Raw genomic sequence first — 20,631 nt, forward strand, 5'->3', positions numbered from 1 at the left:
ATTGAAATTGTCCTGTTATTTTTTCCAACAAAAAATCCTCCTACCCGTATGAGGATAGGAGGATGTTGGTTACAGTTTAAAAAGGTACAAGGGTACCATGTAGCCCACACAACTTACTAACTAAGCGCACCTAGTGTTCTTTTGCATGATTCCTTCTTAGCCTCACGGGACTAAACTTAAAGGTTACAGTTATTTAGTTATTTTTCTTCTTAAAAAAGAGTTTACCTCTTCTTCAGAAAAAAATCAATGATTATTTCTTAATTGGTGTAAAGTTTTTTCAAAAACTTCTGGTAAAGGTGCTTCAAAGACTAATTGTTCACCTGTAGTAGGATGTGTAAAGCCTAATAACTTCGCATGTAAAAATTGTCCATTGCCAGGCAATGTTTTTTTCGGTCCATATAATGGATCTCCAGCTAATGGATAACCGATATATTTCATGTGAACACGGATTTGATGTGTCCGGCCTGTTTCTAGTTGTAATTCAACTAAGGTAAATGCATCAAAACGCTCTAAAACAGTAAAATGAGTGACTGCTTCTTTACCGCCTTCAATGACCGCTTGCATTTTACGGTCAACCTTGGAACGACCAATAGGCGCATTTATCTCTCCCTTATCGTGAGGAATAACACCGTGGACCAAGGCAACGTATTTACGTAACGATGTTTTTTCTTTTAGCTGTTTCGCTAATGATTCATGGGCTTGATCATTTTTAGCCACCATCAATAGCCCCGAAGTATCTTTATCAATTCGATGAACAATTCCCGGTCGCACCACATCATTAATCGCCGATAAGTGATCCGCATGATGAAGTAACGCGTTCACTAATGTACCCTTGGGATGCCCTGCCGAAGGATGAACGACCATGCCTTGAGGTTTGTTGACAACAATCACATCATTGTCTTCATAAACAATGGTCAAAGGAATATCCTCTGCTACCATATCTAGAACTTCTGGTTCAGGAATTGTTACAACAATTTCATCGCCTGCTGTAACTTTGTAATTTGCGCGGACCGTTTCACCATTAACTGTTACGTGTTTTTCTTTTAACCATTGTTGAATTTGCGAGCGGGAATGATTGGGTAAATGTTCACTTAATACTTTGTCAATCCGGCCTTTTTCTGTTTGAATCGTTACGTTAATTTGTTCCATTTTTGCCTTCCTTTGCTGCTTTTTCATCTAAAATCAAATAAATAAATATACAAATAACGCCGACCACTAACGTGCTATCTGCAACATTAAAAATAGGAAAATTCATAAAATCCGTTTGGAGCATGTCCACAACGTAGCCTAAACGTACACGATCAATAAAATTCCCAATGGCACCTGCTAAGACAAAAGATAAACCTACAGAATACCAGATACTTTTTTTATAATTCTTAATTAATAAATAAATAATCACGACACTAACAATTACTGTGATGACATAAAAGAATATCATCTTTCCTTCTAATAAGCTCCAAGCGGCTCCGGTATTTCTTAAATGGGTCAGCGACAAAAATCCAGGAATGAATTCTTTTGTTTCACCCAAAGAAATGTTTTGGACCGTCAAATATTTGCTCCATTGGTCAAGCCCTACTAATAAGGCACTGATTAAAAAATATACTACTAACAATCGCGTCATTCCTTTTCTCTATGAATACTTGCTAAATCTCTTGGTCGAACAATGCCTACTAACTCACCATTAGGATGGCCACTTTTACTAATAAGCACAGCTTCTAAGCGTGGCTGCTCCCGAAACATTTGTTCAACTTCAAAAACGGTTGCTTCAATTGAAACAAATTGATAGTTGCTGCGTTTATAATTTGATGCCAACAATTCTCGCACCGTTCGGTTGGCAATGTGAACTTCGCCTTTGGTGCTCTCAATGGCAAACCATACACCAATCCCTCGAACCGTGACTAATCCTTTAAATACACCTTTTTCATAAATCGGAAATTGAGAATATTGTTTTTTTGCAATAATCGTTAATAACGTTTCTAAAGAAGTGGTGATTTCAAAAGCTGTAACACGTTTCGCAAATTTAGGCACTACTTTTTCTGGTTTTGTTAAAGCTTGTTCAATCGTTTCAATTCGTTGAACTGCCCATTCGTTTGGCTCTGCAATTACAAAATCATCAGCAATTCGCTCATGAACGATGGCATTTCTTAACTGAGCCATTTGAAGCAAATCCTCTTCAAATTGAGCAATCTGTCCTTTTTCTTTTCGGGAAAGACGTCTTGTCATTTCACTGAATCCCATATTGACAGGATTGTTCAGTCTCTCTCTCATCCACTTTTCAATGCGATTAAAGTGTGCTAAAAATGTATCTGCTCGTTCCCCCATAGTCGTTGCTCCTTATAATAAACTACGCAATAAATTTCCGTCATTATTTTTTATTGAGCTACTTTCAAGTATATACTAAAAATAGGTCTCAGGAAAGAGCGGCTTTAAAAGAGACCGCTCGCTTGACCCGTTTCGTCCACATCCATATTTAACGCAGCAGGAACCTTCGGCAAGCCAGGCATCGTTAAAATGTCACCCGTTAACGCCACGATAAACCCTGCACCGATTTTTGGAACTAGCTCACGAATCGTAATCGTAAATCCTTCTGGCCGTCCTAATTTTTGAGGATCGTCAGAAAGTGAATACTGTGTCTTCGCCATGCAAATTGGTAATTGATCCCAACCATTTTTTGTAAAGTCTGCGATTTGCTTTTGCGCTTTCGGAGAAAAAATCGCCTGTTCCCCGCCGTAAATCGTTTGTACAATGGCTTGAATTTTTTCTTCAATAGTTTGGCGAGGATTATATAAAGGTTGAAACTGTTTTGTATTGGCTTCAATCTCTGCTACTACTGTTTTCGCTAGGTTCGTGCCACCTGCGCCACCTTGCGCCCAAACACTTGTTAACTCGACGGGCACGCCTAACGCTTGGCAAGCTTCTTTCAACAGTTGAATTTCCTTCTCTGTATCCTGTGTAAACTCATTAATTGCAACAACTACTGGTACATCATAACGTTGCATGTTTTGAATATGTTTTTCTAAGTTGGTAAAGCCTTTTTGTAACGCTGGTAAATTTTCTTCTGCTAACTGATCTTTCGCCAAACCGCCATGCATTTTCAACGCGCGAATCGTTGCCACAATCACAACGGCATCGGGTGCTTTTCCTAAAGAAGGTACTTTAATATCTAAAAATTTTTCGCCACCCAAGTCGCCACCAAAACCTGCTTCTGTTACGACATAATCCCCTAGATGCAAAGCTGTTTTTGTCGCTAAAATACTGTTACATCCATGAGCGATATTGGCAAAAGGACCACCGTGAACAAAAGCTGGAGTTCCTTCAATCGTTTGAACTAAATTAGGTTTTAAGGCGTCTTTTAATAATAAAGTCAGGGCACCTGCCACGTTTAAATCTTTAACCGTCACCGGCTCTCTTTGGTCATTATAGGCGACAATAATCCGACTTAAGCGTTCTTTTAAGTCCGTTAAATTTTGCGCTAAACAAAGAATCGCCATAATTTCGCTTGCCACAGTAATATCGAAACCGTCTTCTCTTGGTACACCTTGGAAAGGACCGCCTAAACCAACAACGACCTGTCTGAGCGCACGATCATTTAGATCCACTGCCCGTTTCCAAATCACCCGTCGAGAATCAATCTTTAATTCATTTCCTTGCTGTAAATGATTATCTAGTAACGCAGCTAAGGCATTATTGGCTGTCGTAATCGCATGCATATCACCAGTAAAATGCAAATTGATTTCTTCCATTGGTAATACTTGTGCGTAACCGCCACCTGTTGCGCCACCTTTAATCCCCATCACAGGACCTAATGATGGTTCTCTTAGGGCAATAACTGTTTTTTTATTGATTTGATTTAATGCATCTCCTAAACCAATGGTCACGGTTGACTTTCCTTCTCCTGCTGGTGTTGGATTAATCGATGTAACGAGGATTAATTTACCTTCTGGTTGCGCTTCTAAGGATTGAAGCGTTGGAAAATCTATTTTCGCTTTGTATTTTCCATAAAGTTCGAGCGAATCTTCTGAAAGACCGATTGTTTCGGCAATCTCTTGAATAGGTTTTAATGTTGCTGCTTGTGCAATGTTAATATCTGTCTTCATAACGGACCCCTTTTCAATTCTTTATCGTCTTTGTGACACATTGTTTCTTTTAAATTATAGCTTGTATTGAATAGAATGGCTAGAATAACCTTTTTTAAACAACCCAACCATTGACGTTTGGTAGCCTTTTCTCGTATAATGAAAGTGTCTTTACAAATCTAAAAGGAGCGTGAATTGGATGCAAAAAGGAATTGTCAAATGGTTCGATAACAGAAAAGGTTATGGTTTTATCGTTTACAACGAAGAAGATGAGATTTTTGTCCACTTCACTGCTATAGAAGGTGACGGATTCAAATCACTTGATGAGAATCAATCTGTAGAGTTCGAGATAATGGAAGGCAATCGTGGGCTACAAGCAGCACATGTCAAAAAAATAGATAACTAAAAAAGCTGAACCAACAACGCTTTGCTCCAAAAAGTAAGTAAACGTAGCGTTTGTTTCAGCTGATTATTTTAAGATTTTGAGAGTGGGTCACCAGTCGTTTCGACTTATGACTCACTCTTGTTTTTTTCTTCTTTTTTATGAAGGCCCAAAGAATGATCTTCTGCTACCTTCAATTCAGGCTTTTTTACCTTAAGTGCCTCAAGAAATAACGGAATCGTTTTCTTTTTCATTAAAAAGACTTTTGAGCCTTCCTTAAATTCTGAGGAAAAAATTTCGATGCTTTTTTCATTGTAGGTTACTTTTTCTATCTGAGAAAGCGGAAGTGCTTTTTTACGAAACCATAAAACATCTCTAACAATTAAAGATGTTTCTGTCAGGTTAAAAGACCGCGCAATTCCTAGATAAGCAAACACAAAAAATGGAACCATCACCAGATTACTAATCAAGTAAGGACCATTATTTTCCAATGCTAAAATTAAACTAATAAATAATATACAAAATGTGCAAGACCAGTAAATAATTGTTGATGCTAATTCTGGCTGCCAATAAAATTTCTGTTTTTTCATAAAGTGCCCTCACTACTTCTGGATCAACGCCGCTAAATTTAAATATGTTATAATAGTAACATACTTTTTTTAAGAACAAAAAGAAATTAGGAGTAATTTTATGTTAAGAATTTATGTAGATGCTGCAACAAAAGGCAATCCAGGTGAATCTGGCGGCGGTATCGTTTACCTCACCGACCAATCGCGGCAACAATTGCATGTGCCTTTAGGCATTGTTAGTAATCACGAAGCCGAATTTAAAGTGCTGATTGAAGCTTTAAAACAAGCGATTGCCAATGAAGACAATCAACAAACCGTTCTTCTCCACTCAGATAGTAAAATTGTTGTCCAAACAATTGAAAAAAACTATGCTAAAAATGAAAAGTACCAGCCTTATTTAGCAGAATATCAACAACTAGAAAAGAATTTCCCTTTGCTCTTAATCAAATGGCTACCTGAAAGTCAAAACAAAGCGGCCGATATGCTCGCACGGCAAGCATTACAAAAATTTTATCCCAATAAAAAGTAGCACTGTTTACTTAATGCTTTTCCTTTATTAATTTGATAATTAAACACGTGGAGCAAAAATCACTAGGGATTTTTGCTCCACGTTTAAAAACAGATAAACGGTTCTGTCTCGACTTCTTCTTATAGCCACTTATTCTTTTGTCGTTATTTCCGCAAATTGCCCATTGGTTAGCGAAAGGATTGCTTCAGGCGCTAATTCAATTTGCATGCCACGTTTGCCTGCAGAAACAATAATTGCAGAATATTGTTGAGCTTCTTCAGCCAAATAGGTGGGAAATTGTTTTTTCATCCCAATTGGTGAACAGCCCCCACGAATATAGCCTGTGGTTGCTTCTAAATCTTTTAAGTGAAGCATTTCTACCTTTTTGTTGCCACTAGCTTTCGCTAATTTTTTCAAATCTAATTCTTGATTACCAGGAATGACAGCCACGACTGGACCTGTTTTATTACCTACTGTAACCAAGGTTTTAAAAATTCGTCCTTTGTCAATACCTAAACTTTCAGCGACACTTTCTGCACTTAAATGATCTTCGCTCCAAGCGAATTCATATTCTTTATATGGTACTTTATGTTGTTCTACCATGCGCATCGCATTCGTTTTTTGTTGTGTTTTTTTCTTTGCCACTTTTTTCACCTTCTGAATCACTTGTTTTGTTCGAATGTCTTTAAATAATTTCTTAATACTTGTACGGATAGTTGGCCTGGTGCAGACGCTTGCTGGGCTGAGCCAAAAGTTAGTGCCGACCCGAACAGTTGACCTGTTACGCGACTAATCATCCCTAACTGTCCCATTGACATAGTAACGATTGGGACGGATGCATAATGGGTGTACATTTCATTGGTTGCTGAAAGTAACGTAAGTACATCTGTCGCATCTTGTGGCATCACAGCTATTTTACAAATATCCGCCTGACGCATTTGCATTTGGCGTAACCGCGCGACAATCTCCTCTTGCGACGGTGTTTTCTGAAAGTCGTGATTACAGAGAACAATTTTAATCCCCGCCTTTTTAGCTTCGTGAATTAACGTATCTGCCGCCAGTGGATTCGCAAATAATTCAATATCCAATAAATCCAACGCACCCTTTTTCACTAATTCATGATACAAAGCAAAATAATTTTCCTCGGAAAAAGCCATTTCGCCGCCTTCTTTTTGTGTACGAAAAGTTAACAATAACGGTTTTTGCCCCAACCGTTCCATTACTTGTTGTGAAAGATTACATACATCGGAAAAATCAGCGACATTTTCATAATAGTCTAAACGCCATTCCACCAAATCACAATCTAGTGTTTGGCTCGCCGTTGCTTCGGCCAAAATATCCTCGGCTGTTGGAGCAACAATGGGCACCACAATTTTGGGATTCCCTTCACCTATTCGCACATTTTTGACTATAACTGGCTTCACAGTTCCACCTAACTTCCTCGTTTGTTTTTCTCTCTTCATATCATACCATTTCTATTCTTTTTTGCAATTTAAAGAGCTACAAAGACACCTAGAATTAGGAATTTCCTAACACTAAATGTCTTTGTTTGGGTTATTTAACTCTTTCTGTTGTTACGTTAAACTTCCGTACTTTGTAACTGATACATATCCGCATAAAGTCCACCTTCTGCCAATAACGTTTCATGCGTTCCTCGTTCTACAATCTGTCCTTTGTCTAAAACTAAAATCAAGTTTGCATCACGAATCGTCGAAAGGCGATGCGCAATCGCAATTGTCGTTCTCCCTTGACGCATTTTGGCTAATCCTTCTTGAATCAATCCTTCTGTTTCTGTATCAATATTAGCGGTTGCTTCATCTAAAACTAAAATTTTGGGATCAGTCACAATCGTTCGTGCAAACGAAATTAATTGACGTTGTCCGCTAGAATAACTCGCTCCTCGTTCAATGACTTTCGCATGATAGGTATTGGGTAACGTGTGGATAAATTTATCCGCCTGAACAAATTCCGCAGCCTGTTTAATTTGTTCATCTGTAATATTGGGATTCAGTAAACGGATATTTCCAGCAATATCTCCATAAAACATGAAAGCATCCTGTAATACCAAGCCCATCTTTTCCCGTAATTCTGTCATGGGAAAATCACGAATATCACGATCATCAATTAAAATCTGCCCTTCATAAAATTCATAGAAACGCATGAGTACATTAATAATTGAACTTTTACCACTTCCTGTATGACCGACTAAAGCGACGGTTTCCCCGGGATTTGCGACAAAGCTAATATTTTTCAATACTTCGTTTTTGCCGTCATAAGAAAAAGTAACATTGCGAAATTCAATTTTCCCGCGGATAATTTCCCCATTCGCACCTACTGATTGTTGCGGCGTTAATTCTTCCGTATCCATAATTTTTAAAATACGACTACCTGCGACAATCCCATCTGTAAAGATACTTAGGAAGTCCATCATTTGTGTCATCGGATTAAAAAAAGCTTGGACATACGTTACAAAAGCATAAATCATCCCCGCTTCTACAGGAGAATGTAAAGCATCGATGCCAAACATAGTTAAGGCCAATGCAATCGCCAACGTATACAACAAATTAATGATGGGACTTAATAATAACGAATTCATACGAATCATTGCTACTCGTGTTTTTAAATAATCATCATTGGTTTCCTCAAATTCTTTTTCCAAACGCTTTTCTTGGCGAAATTGTTGAATGATTTGCATCCCAGAGATGTATTCATTTAGTTTGGTATTTAATTGACTTAATTTTTCCCGCATACTGCGATATAATTTTGAACTAAATTTTTGGTAATACCAAATCACAACTAATAAAATCGGCAAGAAAATTAGACAATAAAATGAGATTTCTGGACTGAGTTGAAACATTGCAAAAAATGACGAGATTACGGCAAAAATTCCTGTAATCACCATTAAGAATACATACCAGAATTCAAACAATGTTTCTGTGTCATTTGTAACACGAGACACCGTCGAACCCGCTGGTGTTTGATCAAAATAACGCATACCTAAAGTGTGTAATTTTTCAAATAATTTCACTCGTATATATTGATACGTTTTTAAAGAAGCCATCGAATACAAATACCATTGGAAAAACCAAACAATACTTTTGACAATGACACCAAAGAAATAAATAGCAGCAAAAGTTAGAATCACTTGCATTGTAGCAGTTTTAGGCGTTAAATAATTATCCATAAAAACTTGAATGACTCTAGGCAAAAGAATATTGATAATTGATAAGCCAAATGCAAAGAGAATAGCTGTGTAAAACATGCGTCGAAACGGTTTGGCAAAACGAAACAAACGCTGAACAATCGTTAATTGTTCTTTCAGCGGTAACTCTCTGGACCATTCGGATTGATACTTTTCTTCCATTAACTCTCACTCCCTTCAATTTTCGCTTCTAATTGCTGTTTTTCCCACATCCGCTGATACCAACCCTTCTGAGCCAGTAACTCTGGATGCGTCCCCCGTTCAATAATTTTCCCTTCATCCAACACTAAGATTTCTTTTGCATGCATGACACTACTTAAACGATGCGCTGTAATAATAGTGGTTTTTTCTTGGCGCGTTTCTTTTAGATTTGATAAAATCGCCTCTTCAGTCTTCGCATCGACTGCAGATAAGGCATCGTCTAAAATTAACAATTCTGGTTCAACAATCAAGGCCCGTGCAATAGAAATCCGTTGTTTTTGTCCTCCAGAAAGCGAAACGCCACGTTCCCCAACCATTGTGTCATAGCCTTCAGGGAATGCTTTAATTTCTTGGTTAATAAATGCTAATTCTGCCGCTTGTTCAACTGCTGCTTGTTCCAAGTCTGGTTTAGCAAAACGAATATTATCTCGTACCGTCATGGAAAAGAGAAAGTGGTCCTGTGGCACGTACCCCATTGCACCCATCAATGCATCTAATGTGTAATTTTTAATGTTATGTTTTCCAAAGGAAATCGTTCCTTGGTATTGGTCATATTCACGCATCAACAACTTCAAAATAGTGGTTTTACCAGCGCCTGTTTTACCAACAATCCCCAAGGTTTCTCCTTCTTGCAACGAAAATTGGATGTTTTCCAATGCCACTGCCTCTTCTTTTGGATAAGAAAAAGAATCAATCTTCATTGAAATTGTTCCTTGCGCCATTGTTTTGATGGCATCTTTTCGTTCGATAATATGCGTTTTTTCATGTAATAATTCGTTCACACGATCGTAACTAGCATTCCCACGTTCTAACACATTAAATAAGCGCCCAATCGCAAACATTGGCCAAACTAGCATCCCAATATAGGCAATGAAAGAGACCAACTGACCTAAACTAATCGTTCCTTTCATGATGAAACGACCACCAATAATAATTGTCAAAACATAAGAAACACCAATAATCAGCGTAATAAACGGATCAAATAGTGCATCTAAAAAGTTCGTTCGTTTATTTTTGACGATAGCATCATCAATTTTCTCTGTAAAATCAGCAAGATCTTCTTTTTCTTGCCCAAATGTTTTAATGACTTTAATTCCAGTAATACTTTCTTGTGTTTTATCATTAATCGCTGAAAAAGCAGCTTGTGAATCTCGAAAGGCATCATGCAACTTAGAACCTAGAACTCGTGAAGTGACGGCTAATAAAGGCAGCGGTAATAAAGCAATTAATGTTAAGCGCCAATCGACAAATAGAACCATTGCGATAATCGTTGTTCCTCCCGTAATCACAGAGTCGGCAAACGTTAAAATCCCAGCTCCAGCCACATTTTGGATGGCATTTAAATCATTGGTTGCATGCGCCATCAAGTCACCTGTCCGATATTTCTGATAAAAGATGCTATCCATTTTTGTGAAATGATGAAATAATTGAGTCCGTAGCTCTTTTTCCAAACGAGCCGCACTCCCCCAAATATGCATCCGCCAAATATAGCGAAAAAGATATTGGGCAAGCCCAGCACCAATCAAGAGTGCAACCCACACGATAATTTTCGTTAAGCGAATTTCTTTGTTAACGATTTCATCTACAACGACGCCAATAACTTTGGGCGGGACTAATTGAACAAGAGCGACCATCATTAATGAGAAAACCCCAATAATATAACTTTTTTTCTCTTGCTTAAAAAACCAGCCTAATTTTTTGAATATGGACATTCAGTTGTCCCTCCTTTTACTTTGTTGTTCTACGAAGACTACTTTCGAGCTAGAAGGTTTCTTCGTTATTGTTGTTTTTGATTAAACGTTTCGCTCTTTTCCTCCTAGATTATCCTATTCTCCCGCAAAACAACAAAAAAACGGACTGAAAATCAGCCCGTTTTTACACTTATTCATGATTACCTGAATAACCTTTACTATTTTCCTTGGTTTTTCATTTGTTGCATCATTTGTCTAACCTTTTTCTCTGACGGTTTTTGACCCATTGATGCCATCATCATGCGTAACATATCCTCATTAACGGGAGGATTTTTTTTGAAATAATCTTGCATATATTTGCGTGCAAGGAAAAAGCCCCCTGCAGCGCCTACTAATAAAGCGATTACTGCGATTAATACTACCCAACCTGTTGCCATTGAAACTCTCTCCTCTCCGTATAGTTTTGCTCTCAATGAATTATTTTACTAGAAATAGCAAAAAAAGAAAAGTTCTTTTTGCGGGATTTCTCTTAAATAATGAAAAAAGTCTGATTTTTTTGCAAAATAGTGATTAAAAGTCAAAAATATACGCTCTTAAATGTCAATAGGACCTTTAAGAGCGATTGTTGCTTTAGTTTTGTCCTTGAATTTTTTCTAATAATTCTGGATCAAATGTTTGATTTTTTAACATCGCAATTTCAAAGCCGTAAGGGGCCTTTTTATTTTTTTTGTCTTCTCCGACATAAGGTGTTTCTAAAATTTTTGGTAAAGCAGTTAATTTTTCATGGTGAACCACACCGTTTAAAGCTTCAAAACCAATAGTGCCAAAGCCAATATTGGCATGACGATCTTTATGTGAGCCCATAGGATTTTTAGAATCATTCACATGAATAACTTTTAAACGATCCAATCCGATAATTTTATCAAATTCAACTAATACGCCATCAAAATCATCTTTTACATTATAACCTGCATCATTAATGTGGCAAGTATCCAGAGTGACAGAAAGCTTATCATTTAGCGTAACTCCGTCAATAATCGCAGCTAGTTCGTCAAACGTACGGCCGATTTCGGTTCCTTTACCAGCCATGGTTTCTAAAGCGATTTGAGGGATTTGCTCTTTCCACAAGACTTCGTTTAGACCTTTAACAATTTGTTTAATGCCGGCTTCTGGACCTGCACCAACATGCGCACCTGGGTGTAACGTGATTTGCGTTGCTCCCAACGCTTGTGCTCGCTCAATTTCTTGACGCAAAAAGTCTACGGCAAAACCGAAATTTTCCGTTTTAATTGTATTACCTAAATTAATAATATACGGGGCATGAACGACGATATTACTTAAATTGTGTTCCTTCATAAACGCTTGCCCAGCTTCAATATTCATTTCTTCAATCGGTTTCCGACGCGTGTTTTGTGGCGCACCTGTATAAATCATAAAGGTTGTTGAGCCATAACTAGCCGCTTCCTCGGCAGAGCCTAATAGCATTTTCTTGCCACTCATACTAACGTGTGATCCTAATAACATGTGGTTCCTCCTAATAATTCTTCTTTTTCTTTTGGTAGTGTTGATACTGTTGCAGCCATTCTTCTAGCGTGATTTTTGTTACTAATTCGCCAATTAGTTCATAGGGTATTCGCTTAGGATTAGTGAAGCGAAGACAACTTTTCCCCATGTTTAGCTTTGTTGACACTTGTTCCTGATAGGCTTCTTGAAACCAACTTCGGACGGCTTCATTTCCCATTAATCCCATGTGATATAAAGCTACTTGCCTTTTAGTAGCGCCTAAGCTGATAAATGGTAACGGTTCATCACCACGGTTGAGATAGCCTTCTGGAAATACTGAAAGCGGCACAACAAAGGTTGGCATGCCATATTGCATTGTTAATTCAAATCCTGCTGGCAAATTTTGCGAAACGACATCTAATACTTGCTGATAAGCAATTCGCCAGTTTGGTTCAACTGTTTCGATGTATGCTGTAACTGTTTCAATTGACTGCGCCATTATTTCTTCCTTTGCTGATAAAGCGCTTTGGTTTTATAGCCTTCTTTTAAAATGACTAACATTTCAGTTTGCCGCTTTTTCCGTGTCTCCGCTCGCTTTGCACTAAATACATACCGCGCCCACTCTTTTTGATAACCAGGCGTTAATGCAGCGAATGTCGCTGCAGCAGCTGGTTCTGTTTGTACCAACGCTTCAATTTCTGGTAAATATTGAACATAATCCCCAACAGCAGAACTGGTCTGATTCTTCGCTGGCTTTTTAAGAACATTCTTCATGCCGACAACCGTAAAAGTCTCATCTAAACTAACCATGCGATTAAATTTTAAGGTTGAGCCTTTAATATACCCATCTGCCTCGTTTACTTGTAATGTTGGAAAAATTTCATCTCGGTGGACAAAGGTTGGATACATTTTATTGCCTTTTTTCGGATAAGCCACATATAACAACCCATTTTCTACTAAATGTTGACCTTCAATCACCATTGAAACAATCTCTTGAAATTCCGCCATCGTTTTCACAAATGCAAAAATCAGCTCAACTGGTTCTGAGGGTAATTGCTGCGCGGCTGAAGCAAATTCAGATAGATACTCTCCCTGTGGTCTATTTAAAATAACTAGTTGCTGATACTTCGTTAAGTTTAACTTTTCGACAATTGATTTCATAACCTACTCCTTATAGCGACTGCACTTTTTATTCTAGCATAGCACAAGTTATCTGTAATTGAATATGCCCAATAGTAAAAAAGAGTTTTTTGTAACAGAATTAATCCCAATTTATCTTTTTTAAAAGCGAAAGCTTGGAACCTGTTGTCTAAACGACCTTCGTCCCAAGCTTTCATTTTTTTAGTATTTTAACAAGAAATATTTTTTCTTACCGCGACGAATCACAGTAAATTGTCCTTCGATTTTATCAGTTTCTGTCAATTCAGCTGCTAAATCTTGTCTACGTTCTCCATTGACGTAAATCGCTCCATTTTGAACATCTTCACGGGCTTGACGTTTGGATGGTTCTATTTTTGAGGTAACTAATAAGTCGACTAAACTTAATTGATCCTCTGGTTGCACCTCGTACGTTGGTACATCTTTAAAGCCTTGTTTAATTTCTTCTGCTGTTAAGCTTTGGATATCCCCGCTGAATAAAGCTTCTGAAATTTTAACCGCTTGATGATAGGCTGCTTCACCGTGGACTAAAGTAGTCACTTCTTTGGCTAACGCTTTTTGCGCAGCACGTTGACCTGGGTTCGCTGTAAATTCTTCTTCAATTGTTGCAATTTCATCCAATGTTAAGAAAGTAAAGTATTTCAAGAATTTCACGACATCACGATCATCTGTGTTAATCCAGAATTGATAAAATTCATATGGCGAAGTTTTTTCCGCATCTAGCCAAACTGCGTTTCCTTCTGTTTTACCAAATTTGGTACCATCTGCTTTTGTAATTAAAGGCATGGTTAAGCCGAATCCTTGAACTTCTTGTTCTCGGCGTAATAATTCAATCCCTGAAGTAATGTTCCCCCATTGATCACTGCCGCCTAATTGCAATAAACAACCTTCTGTTTCGTACAATTTCAAGAAATCATACGCTTGTAATAATTGATACGCAAATTCAGTATAAGAAATTCCTGTTTCGATTCGGCGTTTCACGCTTTCTTTACTCATCATATAGTTAATTGTAAAGTTTTTTCCAACATCACGTAAGAAATCAATTAACGAAAGCTCTCCAAGCCAATCATAGTTATTTGCTAGAATCGCTGGATTTTTTTCATCTTCAAAATCGATAAAACGTGACAACTGGCCCTTAATACTTTCAGACCAAGCTTTCACTGTATCAAGTGTGTTTAAACTACGCTCTGCATCTTTGAATGATGGATCACCAATCATGCCTGTTCCGCCACCAACTAAAGCAATGGGCACATGACCATTTTGTTGGAAACGACGTAACATAAGAATTGGCAGTAGATGCCCGATGTGTAAACTGTCTGCCGTTGGATCAAAGCCGATATATAATTTAACAGATTCTTCATTTAATTGTTTTTGTAAGGCTTCTTCATCTGTGACTTGGTAGACCAACCCACGGGCTTTTAATTCTTCAAAAAAAGCTGAATTCATGATTTTCCTCCTATAGTAAAACATAATAATAGATCAAATTCCCCTATTCATAGTAACCGATTCTGTCACACTTGAAAAGTCAAAAAATGAGATTTCCCTATTTTCTCTTAAGTTTTTTCAACAAAAAATGGCAATTGGTGTAGAAACTATTCATAGAAGCTTTTTTTTGCTATAATAACACAGAATGTATCATTTTATTGAGGTGAAGCTTTTGAAAAATAATTCAAGTAACAATAAGCAAAAACCAACGACCTCTTCTGGCGGCAATGTCTTTTTACTTATTTTAAATGTCATTATTCGCGTTTTTCAGTCATTAGTGGTTTTTGGGGTTATTCTGATTGTCTTAGGTGGCTCTCTTGGCTTAGGTATTGGAATGGGCTATTTTGCTTTTCTAGTTGAAGATACACAGCCCCCAACGAAGGAAGAATTGCAAAAAGAAATCAGTGATATTACCGAAGTGTCAAAAATGACTTACGCAGATGGTACTCCGATTGCTAACATCAAATCAGATTTAATTCGGACACGAATTAATGGCGATCAAATGTCTCCATTGCTAAAAAAAGCCATTATTTCAACAGAAGATGAATATTTTGAAGAACATCATGGGGTGGTACCAAAAGCGCTAGTTCGAGCGTTGATTTCTGATGCGACAGGTATCGGCGGTTCTTCTGGTGGTTCAACATTGACTCAGCAATTGGTCAAGCAACAGATTTTAACTGACGAAACGACTTTTAAACGGAAAGCCAACGAAATTTTATTAGCTTTACGTATTGAAAAATACTTTTCTAAGGACGAAATCGTGACAACTTATCTAAATGTCTCCCCTTTTGGTCGTAATAACAAAGGTGAAAATATTGCAGGCGTGGAAGAAGCAGCCAAAGGACTCTTTGGTAAAAGTGCCAAGGACTTGAATCTTCCTCAAGCGGCCTTTATCGCAGGACTTCCCCAAAGTCCCATTGTTTACACGCCCTATACTAACACTGGTGCCTTGAAAGACGATTTGTCTTTAGGAATGAAGAGAAAAGATTTTGTTCTTTTCAGTATGTACCGAGAAAAAGCTATTTCACAAAAGGAATATGAAGAAGCCAAAGCTTACGACTTGAAAAAAGACTTTTTACCAACTGAACAGGCCAATGTCAATACAGAAGGCTATCTATACTACACGGTGTTAGATAAAGCAGTTGAGATTGTCATGGATTTAGATATGAAAAAAGCTAAAGTTAATCGTGATGATTTAGATCAAGTTGGTTTAGATCAATATGAAGAACAAGCACGTCGCGAAATCCAGTCGCAAGGCTATACAATCCAATCGACCATTGATCAGAACATTTATAACACGATGCAAACCGCTGTCGCAAATTATGGTTATTTGCTTGATGATGGAACTGCAGATGTCAATGGGAATACAATGATTGAAACTGGCAATATTTTAATGGATAACGCTACTGGTCGTATCCTCGGTTTTATCGGCGGCAGAAACTTCGATATTAATCAAAACAACCATGCCTTTAATGCCGATCGTCAAGTTGGTTCTACGATTAAACCAATTTCTGTCTATGGCCCTGCGATTGATCAAGGACTCATTGGTTCTGAAAGTCGTCTGGCCAACTACCCAACGACTTATGCTGATGGTACAGAATTTGTTAATTCCACAAATGTGGATTTAAATCAATTCGTGACTGTTCGAAATGCCTTGAATTGGTCTTTCAATATCCCTGTCGTTCATGTTAATAATGAGCTAAGGAAAAAAATGGGTGATGATAATTTCTCTTACAATCACTACTTAAGTAAAATGAACTATCCAGCTTCAGATGCTTGGGCTTACGAATCTGCGCCATTGGGTTCAGTAGAAACAAATGTTGTAACACAAACAAACGGCTTCCAAGCGCTTGCTAACAAAGGTAAATATCAAAAAGCCTTCATGATTGAAAAAATCACAGACAATAGCGGACATGTGGTCTACGAACACAAAGATGAAGGAACGCAAGTTTATTCACCGGCGACCGCTTCTATTATGAATGACTTGTTGCGCTCAGTGGTGGATTCTGCGAATACGACAAAATTCAAACCAACATTAGCTGGCTTGAATCCTCATTTAGCCAGTGCTGATTGGGTCGGAAAAACTGGGACAACTAATGACTATAAAGATTCATGGCTAATTGTCTCTACCCCGACTGTGACACTAAGTTCTTGGTCAGGACATGATCTACCAGCGCCAATGACGACGACCAGCGGCGACAATAACGGGAATTATATGGCGAACTTAGCTAACGCGCTGTACTATGCGAATCCAGAATTGTTTGGCATTGGTCAAAAATTTGAATTAGACCCAAGTGTCATTAAATCAAAAGTTTCTGAATTTACTGGTGAAAAACCTGGCTCAATTACCTATAATGGTGCCAAGTTCAACACACCTGGCAAAACAACGACTTCATACTATGCTAAAGATGGTGCACCACAAAGTACCTATAAATTTGGGATCGGTGGAACAGACAGCAATTACGCTTCTTACTGGGGAAATCTTGCTCCACGTGCCACTACAAATAATAACAACAACAATAACAATAAAAAGAACAACTAAAGAATTTGGTAAGTTAAGCTTGCAACCAAAATTATGTAAAAAAGTAGAGACGTAATTCATCAATTGATGGATTACGTCTCTACTTTTATTGTTTCTCTTATTCTTTACCATCGATACTAGCTCGAGCTATTCAAAAATAGCTCCTACATTTAATGAAATAATATGCAGCAATCAACCTATTTTAACTAAAATAATCCCTTTCTGTTTCTCAAAACAATAGCAGATACTATTAAACTTATTAATACATAGACAACTATCATCTTTAAAGAAAAATCAAATGTGAGACCTATCTCATCCATCGGCTCATACCCATTTCCTCCATTAATAATTTTAGGAAAATTCATATAAGCTGTAAAGAAAAATTTATTGGAAAGCATACTAAATCCTGAAGATAATACCACACCAACAATTAGCAAGCTATGAACAATCAAATTTCCAGTAAATAGTGAAAGCAAGAAACTGAATACTGTCAATGCTAATAACAGCATACCAAACATAATTAGGCTTCTCGACAAATAGTTAGAAAGAGAAATGATTGTAACACTTTGTCCCTTTTCAATAATCGCGACTGGATAATCAGGGTTTCCCAGACCATTTTTGAAAAATGCACTGATTGCAGAAAGAAAGATTGACAGATAAGAAACCAATCCGACTGTAAACAAAATACTACTTATTTTAATAGAATATTTTTCCCATAGTTTTAAGGGAAGTCCATTCCATAAAGAAACAGTATTTTTTCTTTTTTCTAAAGTTGCGAGCGCTATAATCATTAAACTAGGGATAATTAATAATAATGTATATGGAAAATCCATCGATAAAAGAAAACCTAGGTAATTCAAAGCAGGCATTTTAGCAACTTCAGAAGAATCCACTTGTTTGATCCTGTTTTCAGATAAATATTGCAATTCTTTGACTCTTTTTTGTTGCTCAATAATTGGTATACTGTACAACGTTCCTTTTAACATTGCGTTTAAATTACTTTCTTCCAATTTTTTCTCAGCTTCTAATAAAGCCCATTCATCACCAATTTTGATGGCATTAATTACTTTCCTTAATTGCTCACTTTCATCTTCTATCTCATTTAAAGTTTCTTTTGCTGCAGGTTCATTTTTCATTTTTTCTTTCGCTTGTTCGTTATTTTTGATTCGGTTTTCATATTGCATTTCTTTAAAAGAAAGTTGTTGGGGTTGAGCTAGCAACGGATAAATTAACATTAAAATAAAGGCTACAAACACAAACCACAGACTCTTCTCTTTCAATATTTTTATCGTTTCTATCTTAAGCATCTCTCTCTTCTCCTCTTAAATATAAGTTATCATATTGTTCACGTAAAGAAAGGTTACGTTGATCATTCTCAACCAACTTTTTATTTTTCATAAATAAAATACGTGTACATGTGTGTTCAACATTATACAAATCATGAGAAGATAAAATAACTATTTTATCTTTAGAAACTATTTCTTTTAAGCACATTATGAATAAACTAACACTAGTAGGATCCAAGCCATTAAAAGGTTCGTCTAACAAAAGTATTGTTGCATCACTTGCTAGATACATTGCTAATAATACATGTTGTTTCATTCCAAGAGATAATTTTTTTATTGTTCTATTTTGATATTCTTTCATCTTTAATTGTTCAAAAATATGCTCTATATCGCTATTACTTTTCCAAGCGGCTTTAATATATTCGAGATGTTCTTTCGGCGTCAAATAATCATATAAATTTTTACTACTTTCAAGAAAAAATAGTTCTTTTAAATACGTTGCACTTCTACTATTGTAATCAATCTTATTTAAACTAATATTTCCATTTTTTCTAGGGATTAAACCAGATATAGCATTAAAGAACGTGGTTTTTCCAGTTCCATTAGGAGCAACTAAGCCAATTATTTCACCAAATTCAGCTTGCATAGATAAATTTTCTATAATTGCTCTATTACCATACTCGACAGTTAATTCTCTTACCTCCACAAAAACACCTCTTTTTTAATCTAAAGATACCATAAGCAATGCTTTACCGACCGATTTTCTAATCAACTTAATCTTATTTTAATTTTCAATCTTATTGTGTATTAATAGCAGAATGCAAAAAAGTACAAGAAGAAATCATGAAAATGATTTCTTCTTGTACTTTTTTGCATTTCTAGTAGAATTTTCTCTTATTTTGTTGAACCTTTTTGATCAATTCCATAAGGTAAAACAACTGTTTTTTCTTCAATTTCTTCTTTGTTCATTAGTTTTGTTAATAAACGCATTGACACGGCACCGATATCATATAAAGGTTGTGTAATACTTGATAGACGTGGACGAGAGACTTCTGTAAGCAATGAGTTATTGCTTGTAATGATTTCAAATTCTTCTGGAACTTTCACACCAGCATCTAGCATCCCATCTAATAAGCCAATTGCTAGCTCATCATCTGTAACAAAGGCAGCAGTTGCCCCACTATTACGGACACGCTCAGCCAAATTAATGCCTGCTTTAAATTTATATTCAGATTCAAAAACTAAGCCTTCATTATAAGACAAGCCATTTTCCGCTAAAGCTTCTTTGTAGCCTTTCATTCGGTTTTGACCATTAATTGGATCGATTAATGCACCACTAACAAAAGCAATTTTTTTGTTCCCATTTTTCGCTAAAGTCGCTGTTGCGTCTTTCGTTGCTTCTGTGTAATCAATATTAACGCTACCGACTTGTTCGTCTGGATCAATTGAACCTGCTAAGACAACAGGCGTTTTTGAACGTGAAAATTCACCACGAATATCATCTGTAATGCGATGACCCATAAAGATAATCCCATCTACTTGCTTGGCAAGTAAATTGTTTAATACAGTAACTTCTTTTTGATCGTCTCCATCTGAATTAGCTAAAATGATATTATATTTATACATTGTAGCCACGTCGTCAATGCCACGTGCTAATGAAGCAAAAAATGCATTACTAACATCTGGAATAATGACACCCACTGTTGTCGTTTTTTTACTTGCTAAACCACGTGCGACTGCGTTAGGACGGTAATCTAAGCGATCAATCACTTCTAAGACTTTTTTACGCGTTGCTGGTTTTACATTGGGATTACCATTGACAACACGAGAAACAGTAGCCATAGATACATTTGCCTCTCTAGCAACATCATAAATTGTAATTGTTTGTTTTTCCATGTTTCTTCTCCTATAAATATGAATTTGTTCTCATTTTCTGAAAACACTGTTTACATTTCTTCCCTAGCCTAGAATATCAAAATTCTTCTATTTTTGCAACCGTTTTATCGTTTTTTCATGAAAATTTACTTTCCATTTCAAAAGGAACTTTTT

General features: G+C 36.8%; 21 protein-coding genes. 3 read left to right on the plus strand and 18 right to left on the minus strand.

Going from position 1 to position 20,631, the window contains the following annotated elements; genetic code table 11:
- Positions 1–243 precede the first annotated feature (243 nt).
- The 4 genes from IGL42_RS06920 to IGL42_RS06935 form a co-directional block, all read right to left on the minus strand.
- The gene (locus IGL42_RS06920) at positions 244–1,149 is read right to left on the minus strand and encodes an RluA family pseudouridine synthase (protein WP_002357408.1); all 906 of its coding nucleotides are present in this window, start codon (positions 1,147–1,149) and stop codon (positions 244–246) included.
- On the minus strand, positions 1,136–1,612 hold the full coding sequence (gene lspA / locus IGL42_RS06925) for a signal peptidase II (protein WP_002360174.1): 477 nt from the start codon (positions 1,610–1,612) through the stop codon (positions 1,136–1,138). Before lspA ends, IGL42_RS06920 begins: the two co-directional genes overlap by 14 nt.
- Positions 1,613–1,617: 5 nt before the next feature.
- Positions 1,618–2,322 (minus strand): CBS domain-containing protein, encoded by a 705-nt coding sequence (locus tag IGL42_RS06930; protein ID WP_002357406.1) that lies wholly within the window; start codon positions 2,320–2,322, stop codon positions 1,618–1,620.
- A gap of 104 nt (positions 2,323–2,426) precedes the next feature.
- Positions 2,427–4,097, minus strand: coding sequence for a formate--tetrahydrofolate ligase (locus IGL42_RS06935; RefSeq protein WP_002384453.1), 1,671 nt, complete (start codon positions 4,095–4,097; stop codon positions 2,427–2,429).
- 178 nt (positions 4,098–4,275) lie between these two features.
- On the opposite strand from IGL42_RS06935, the gene IGL42_RS06940 reads away from it, so the two are divergent.
- A complete protein-coding gene (locus tag IGL42_RS06940; protein ID WP_002357404.1) occupies positions 4,276–4,482 on the plus strand; it encodes a cold-shock protein in 207 nt (68 codons plus the stop codon).
- Between the two features lie 104 nt (positions 4,483–4,586).
- Here IGL42_RS06940 and IGL42_RS06945 read toward each other — a convergent pair whose 3' ends face one another.
- Complete coding sequence (locus IGL42_RS06945) at positions 4,587–5,048, minus strand: EbsA family protein (RefSeq protein ID WP_002366775.1); 462 nt, start codon at positions 5,046–5,048, stop codon at positions 4,587–4,589.
- 100 nt (positions 5,049–5,148) lie between these two features.
- On the opposite strand from IGL42_RS06945, the gene IGL42_RS06950 reads away from it, so the two are divergent.
- Positions 5,149–5,556: a ribonuclease HI family protein gene (locus IGL42_RS06950; protein ID WP_002357402.1), complete on the plus strand. Its 408-nt coding sequence runs from the start codon at positions 5,149–5,151 to the stop codon at positions 5,554–5,556.
- Positions 5,557–5,685: 129 nt separating this feature from the next.
- Here the strand turns inward: IGL42_RS06950 and ybaK are convergent, their stop codons facing one another.
- From ybaK to tyrS, 10 genes are all read right to left on the minus strand, one after another.
- Positions 5,686–6,201 carry a Cys-tRNA(Pro) deacylase gene (ybaK, locus tag IGL42_RS06955; RefSeq protein ID WP_002397353.1) on the minus strand — a complete coding sequence of 172 codons (516 nt, stop codon included), beginning with the start codon at positions 6,199–6,201 and terminating at the stop codon, positions 5,686–5,688.
- Positions 6,198–6,959 carry a type I 3-dehydroquinate dehydratase gene (gene aroD, locus IGL42_RS06960; RefSeq protein WP_002357400.1) on the minus strand — a complete coding sequence of 254 codons (762 nt, stop codon included), beginning with the start codon at positions 6,957–6,959 and terminating at the stop codon, positions 6,198–6,200. The genes ybaK and aroD overlap by 4 nt, the downstream gene beginning before the upstream one ends.
- 155 nt (positions 6,960–7,114) lie before the next feature.
- On the minus strand, positions 7,115–8,899 hold the full coding sequence (locus IGL42_RS06965) for an ABC transporter ATP-binding protein (RefSeq protein ID WP_002374713.1): 1,785 nt from the start codon (positions 8,897–8,899) through the stop codon (positions 7,115–7,117).
- Complete coding sequence (locus tag IGL42_RS06970) at positions 8,899–10,650, minus strand: ABC transporter ATP-binding protein (RefSeq protein WP_010710299.1); 1,752 nt, start codon at positions 10,648–10,650, stop codon at positions 8,899–8,901. The genes IGL42_RS06965 and IGL42_RS06970 overlap by 1 nt, the downstream gene beginning before the upstream one ends.
- Positions 10,651–10,847: 197 nt before the next feature.
- On the minus strand, positions 10,848–11,066 hold the full coding sequence (locus IGL42_RS06975; protein ID WP_002357397.1) for a YneF family protein: 219 nt from the start codon (positions 11,064–11,066) through the stop codon (positions 10,848–10,850).
- A gap of 193 nt (positions 11,067–11,259) precedes the next feature.
- Positions 11,260–12,153, minus strand: coding sequence for a deoxyribonuclease IV (locus IGL42_RS06980; protein ID WP_002357396.1), 894 nt, complete (start codon positions 12,151–12,153; stop codon positions 11,260–11,262).
- A gap of 10 nt (positions 12,154–12,163) precedes the next feature.
- Entirely contained in the window at positions 12,164–12,631 is a 468-nt protein-coding gene (locus IGL42_RS06985) for a DUF1801 domain-containing protein (RefSeq protein ID WP_002369299.1), read from the minus strand.
- Positions 12,631–13,293, minus strand: a complete 663-nt coding sequence (locus IGL42_RS06990) for a YdeI/OmpD-associated family protein (protein WP_002371904.1) — start codon at positions 13,291–13,293, stop codon at positions 12,631–12,633. The genes IGL42_RS06985 and IGL42_RS06990 overlap by 1 nt, the downstream gene beginning before the upstream one ends.
- Positions 13,290–13,469: a hypothetical protein gene (locus IGL42_RS06995; RefSeq protein ID WP_002365741.1), complete on the minus strand. Its 180-nt coding sequence runs from the start codon at positions 13,467–13,469 to the stop codon at positions 13,290–13,292. The genes IGL42_RS06990 and IGL42_RS06995 overlap by 4 nt, the downstream gene beginning before the upstream one ends.
- Before the next feature lie 4 nt (positions 13,470–13,473).
- Positions 13,474–14,736 (minus strand): tyrosine--tRNA ligase, encoded by a 1,263-nt coding sequence (gene tyrS, locus IGL42_RS07000; protein ID WP_002357324.1) that lies wholly within the window; start codon positions 14,734–14,736, stop codon positions 13,474–13,476.
- Between the two features lie 184 nt (positions 14,737–14,920).
- Here tyrS and IGL42_RS07005 point away from each other — a divergent pair, with 184 nt between their 5' ends.
- Entirely contained in the window at positions 14,921–17,317 is a 2,397-nt protein-coding gene (locus IGL42_RS07005) for a transglycosylase domain-containing protein (protein ID WP_025191818.1), read from the plus strand.
- A 185-nt stretch (positions 17,318–17,502) separates the two neighbouring features.
- Here the strand turns inward: IGL42_RS07005 and IGL42_RS07010 are convergent, their stop codons facing one another.
- The 3 genes from IGL42_RS07010 to ccpA all read right to left on the minus strand — a co-directional run bounded on the left by IGL42_RS07010 (position 17,503) and on the right by ccpA (position 20,478).
- Positions 17,503–18,603: an ABC transporter permease gene (locus tag IGL42_RS07010; RefSeq protein ID WP_010710297.1), complete on the minus strand. Its 1,101-nt coding sequence runs from the start codon at positions 18,601–18,603 to the stop codon at positions 17,503–17,505.
- Positions 18,596–19,288 (minus strand): ATP-binding cassette domain-containing protein, encoded by a 693-nt coding sequence (locus tag IGL42_RS07015; RefSeq protein ID WP_010710296.1) that lies wholly within the window; start codon positions 19,286–19,288, stop codon positions 18,596–18,598. The genes IGL42_RS07010 and IGL42_RS07015 overlap by 8 nt, the downstream gene beginning before the upstream one ends.
- 188 nt (positions 19,289–19,476) lie before the next feature.
- Entirely contained in the window at positions 19,477–20,478 is a 1,002-nt protein-coding gene (gene ccpA / locus IGL42_RS07020) for a catabolite control protein A (protein ID WP_002357319.1), read from the minus strand.
- Between the last annotated feature and the right edge of the window lie 153 nt (positions 20,479–20,631).

Origin of the sequence: Enterococcus sp. DIV0712 (assembly GCF_050554855.1) — a bacterium.
Classification (GTDB): Bacteria; Bacillota; Bacilli; order Lactobacillales; family Enterococcaceae; genus Enterococcus; species Enterococcus faecalis.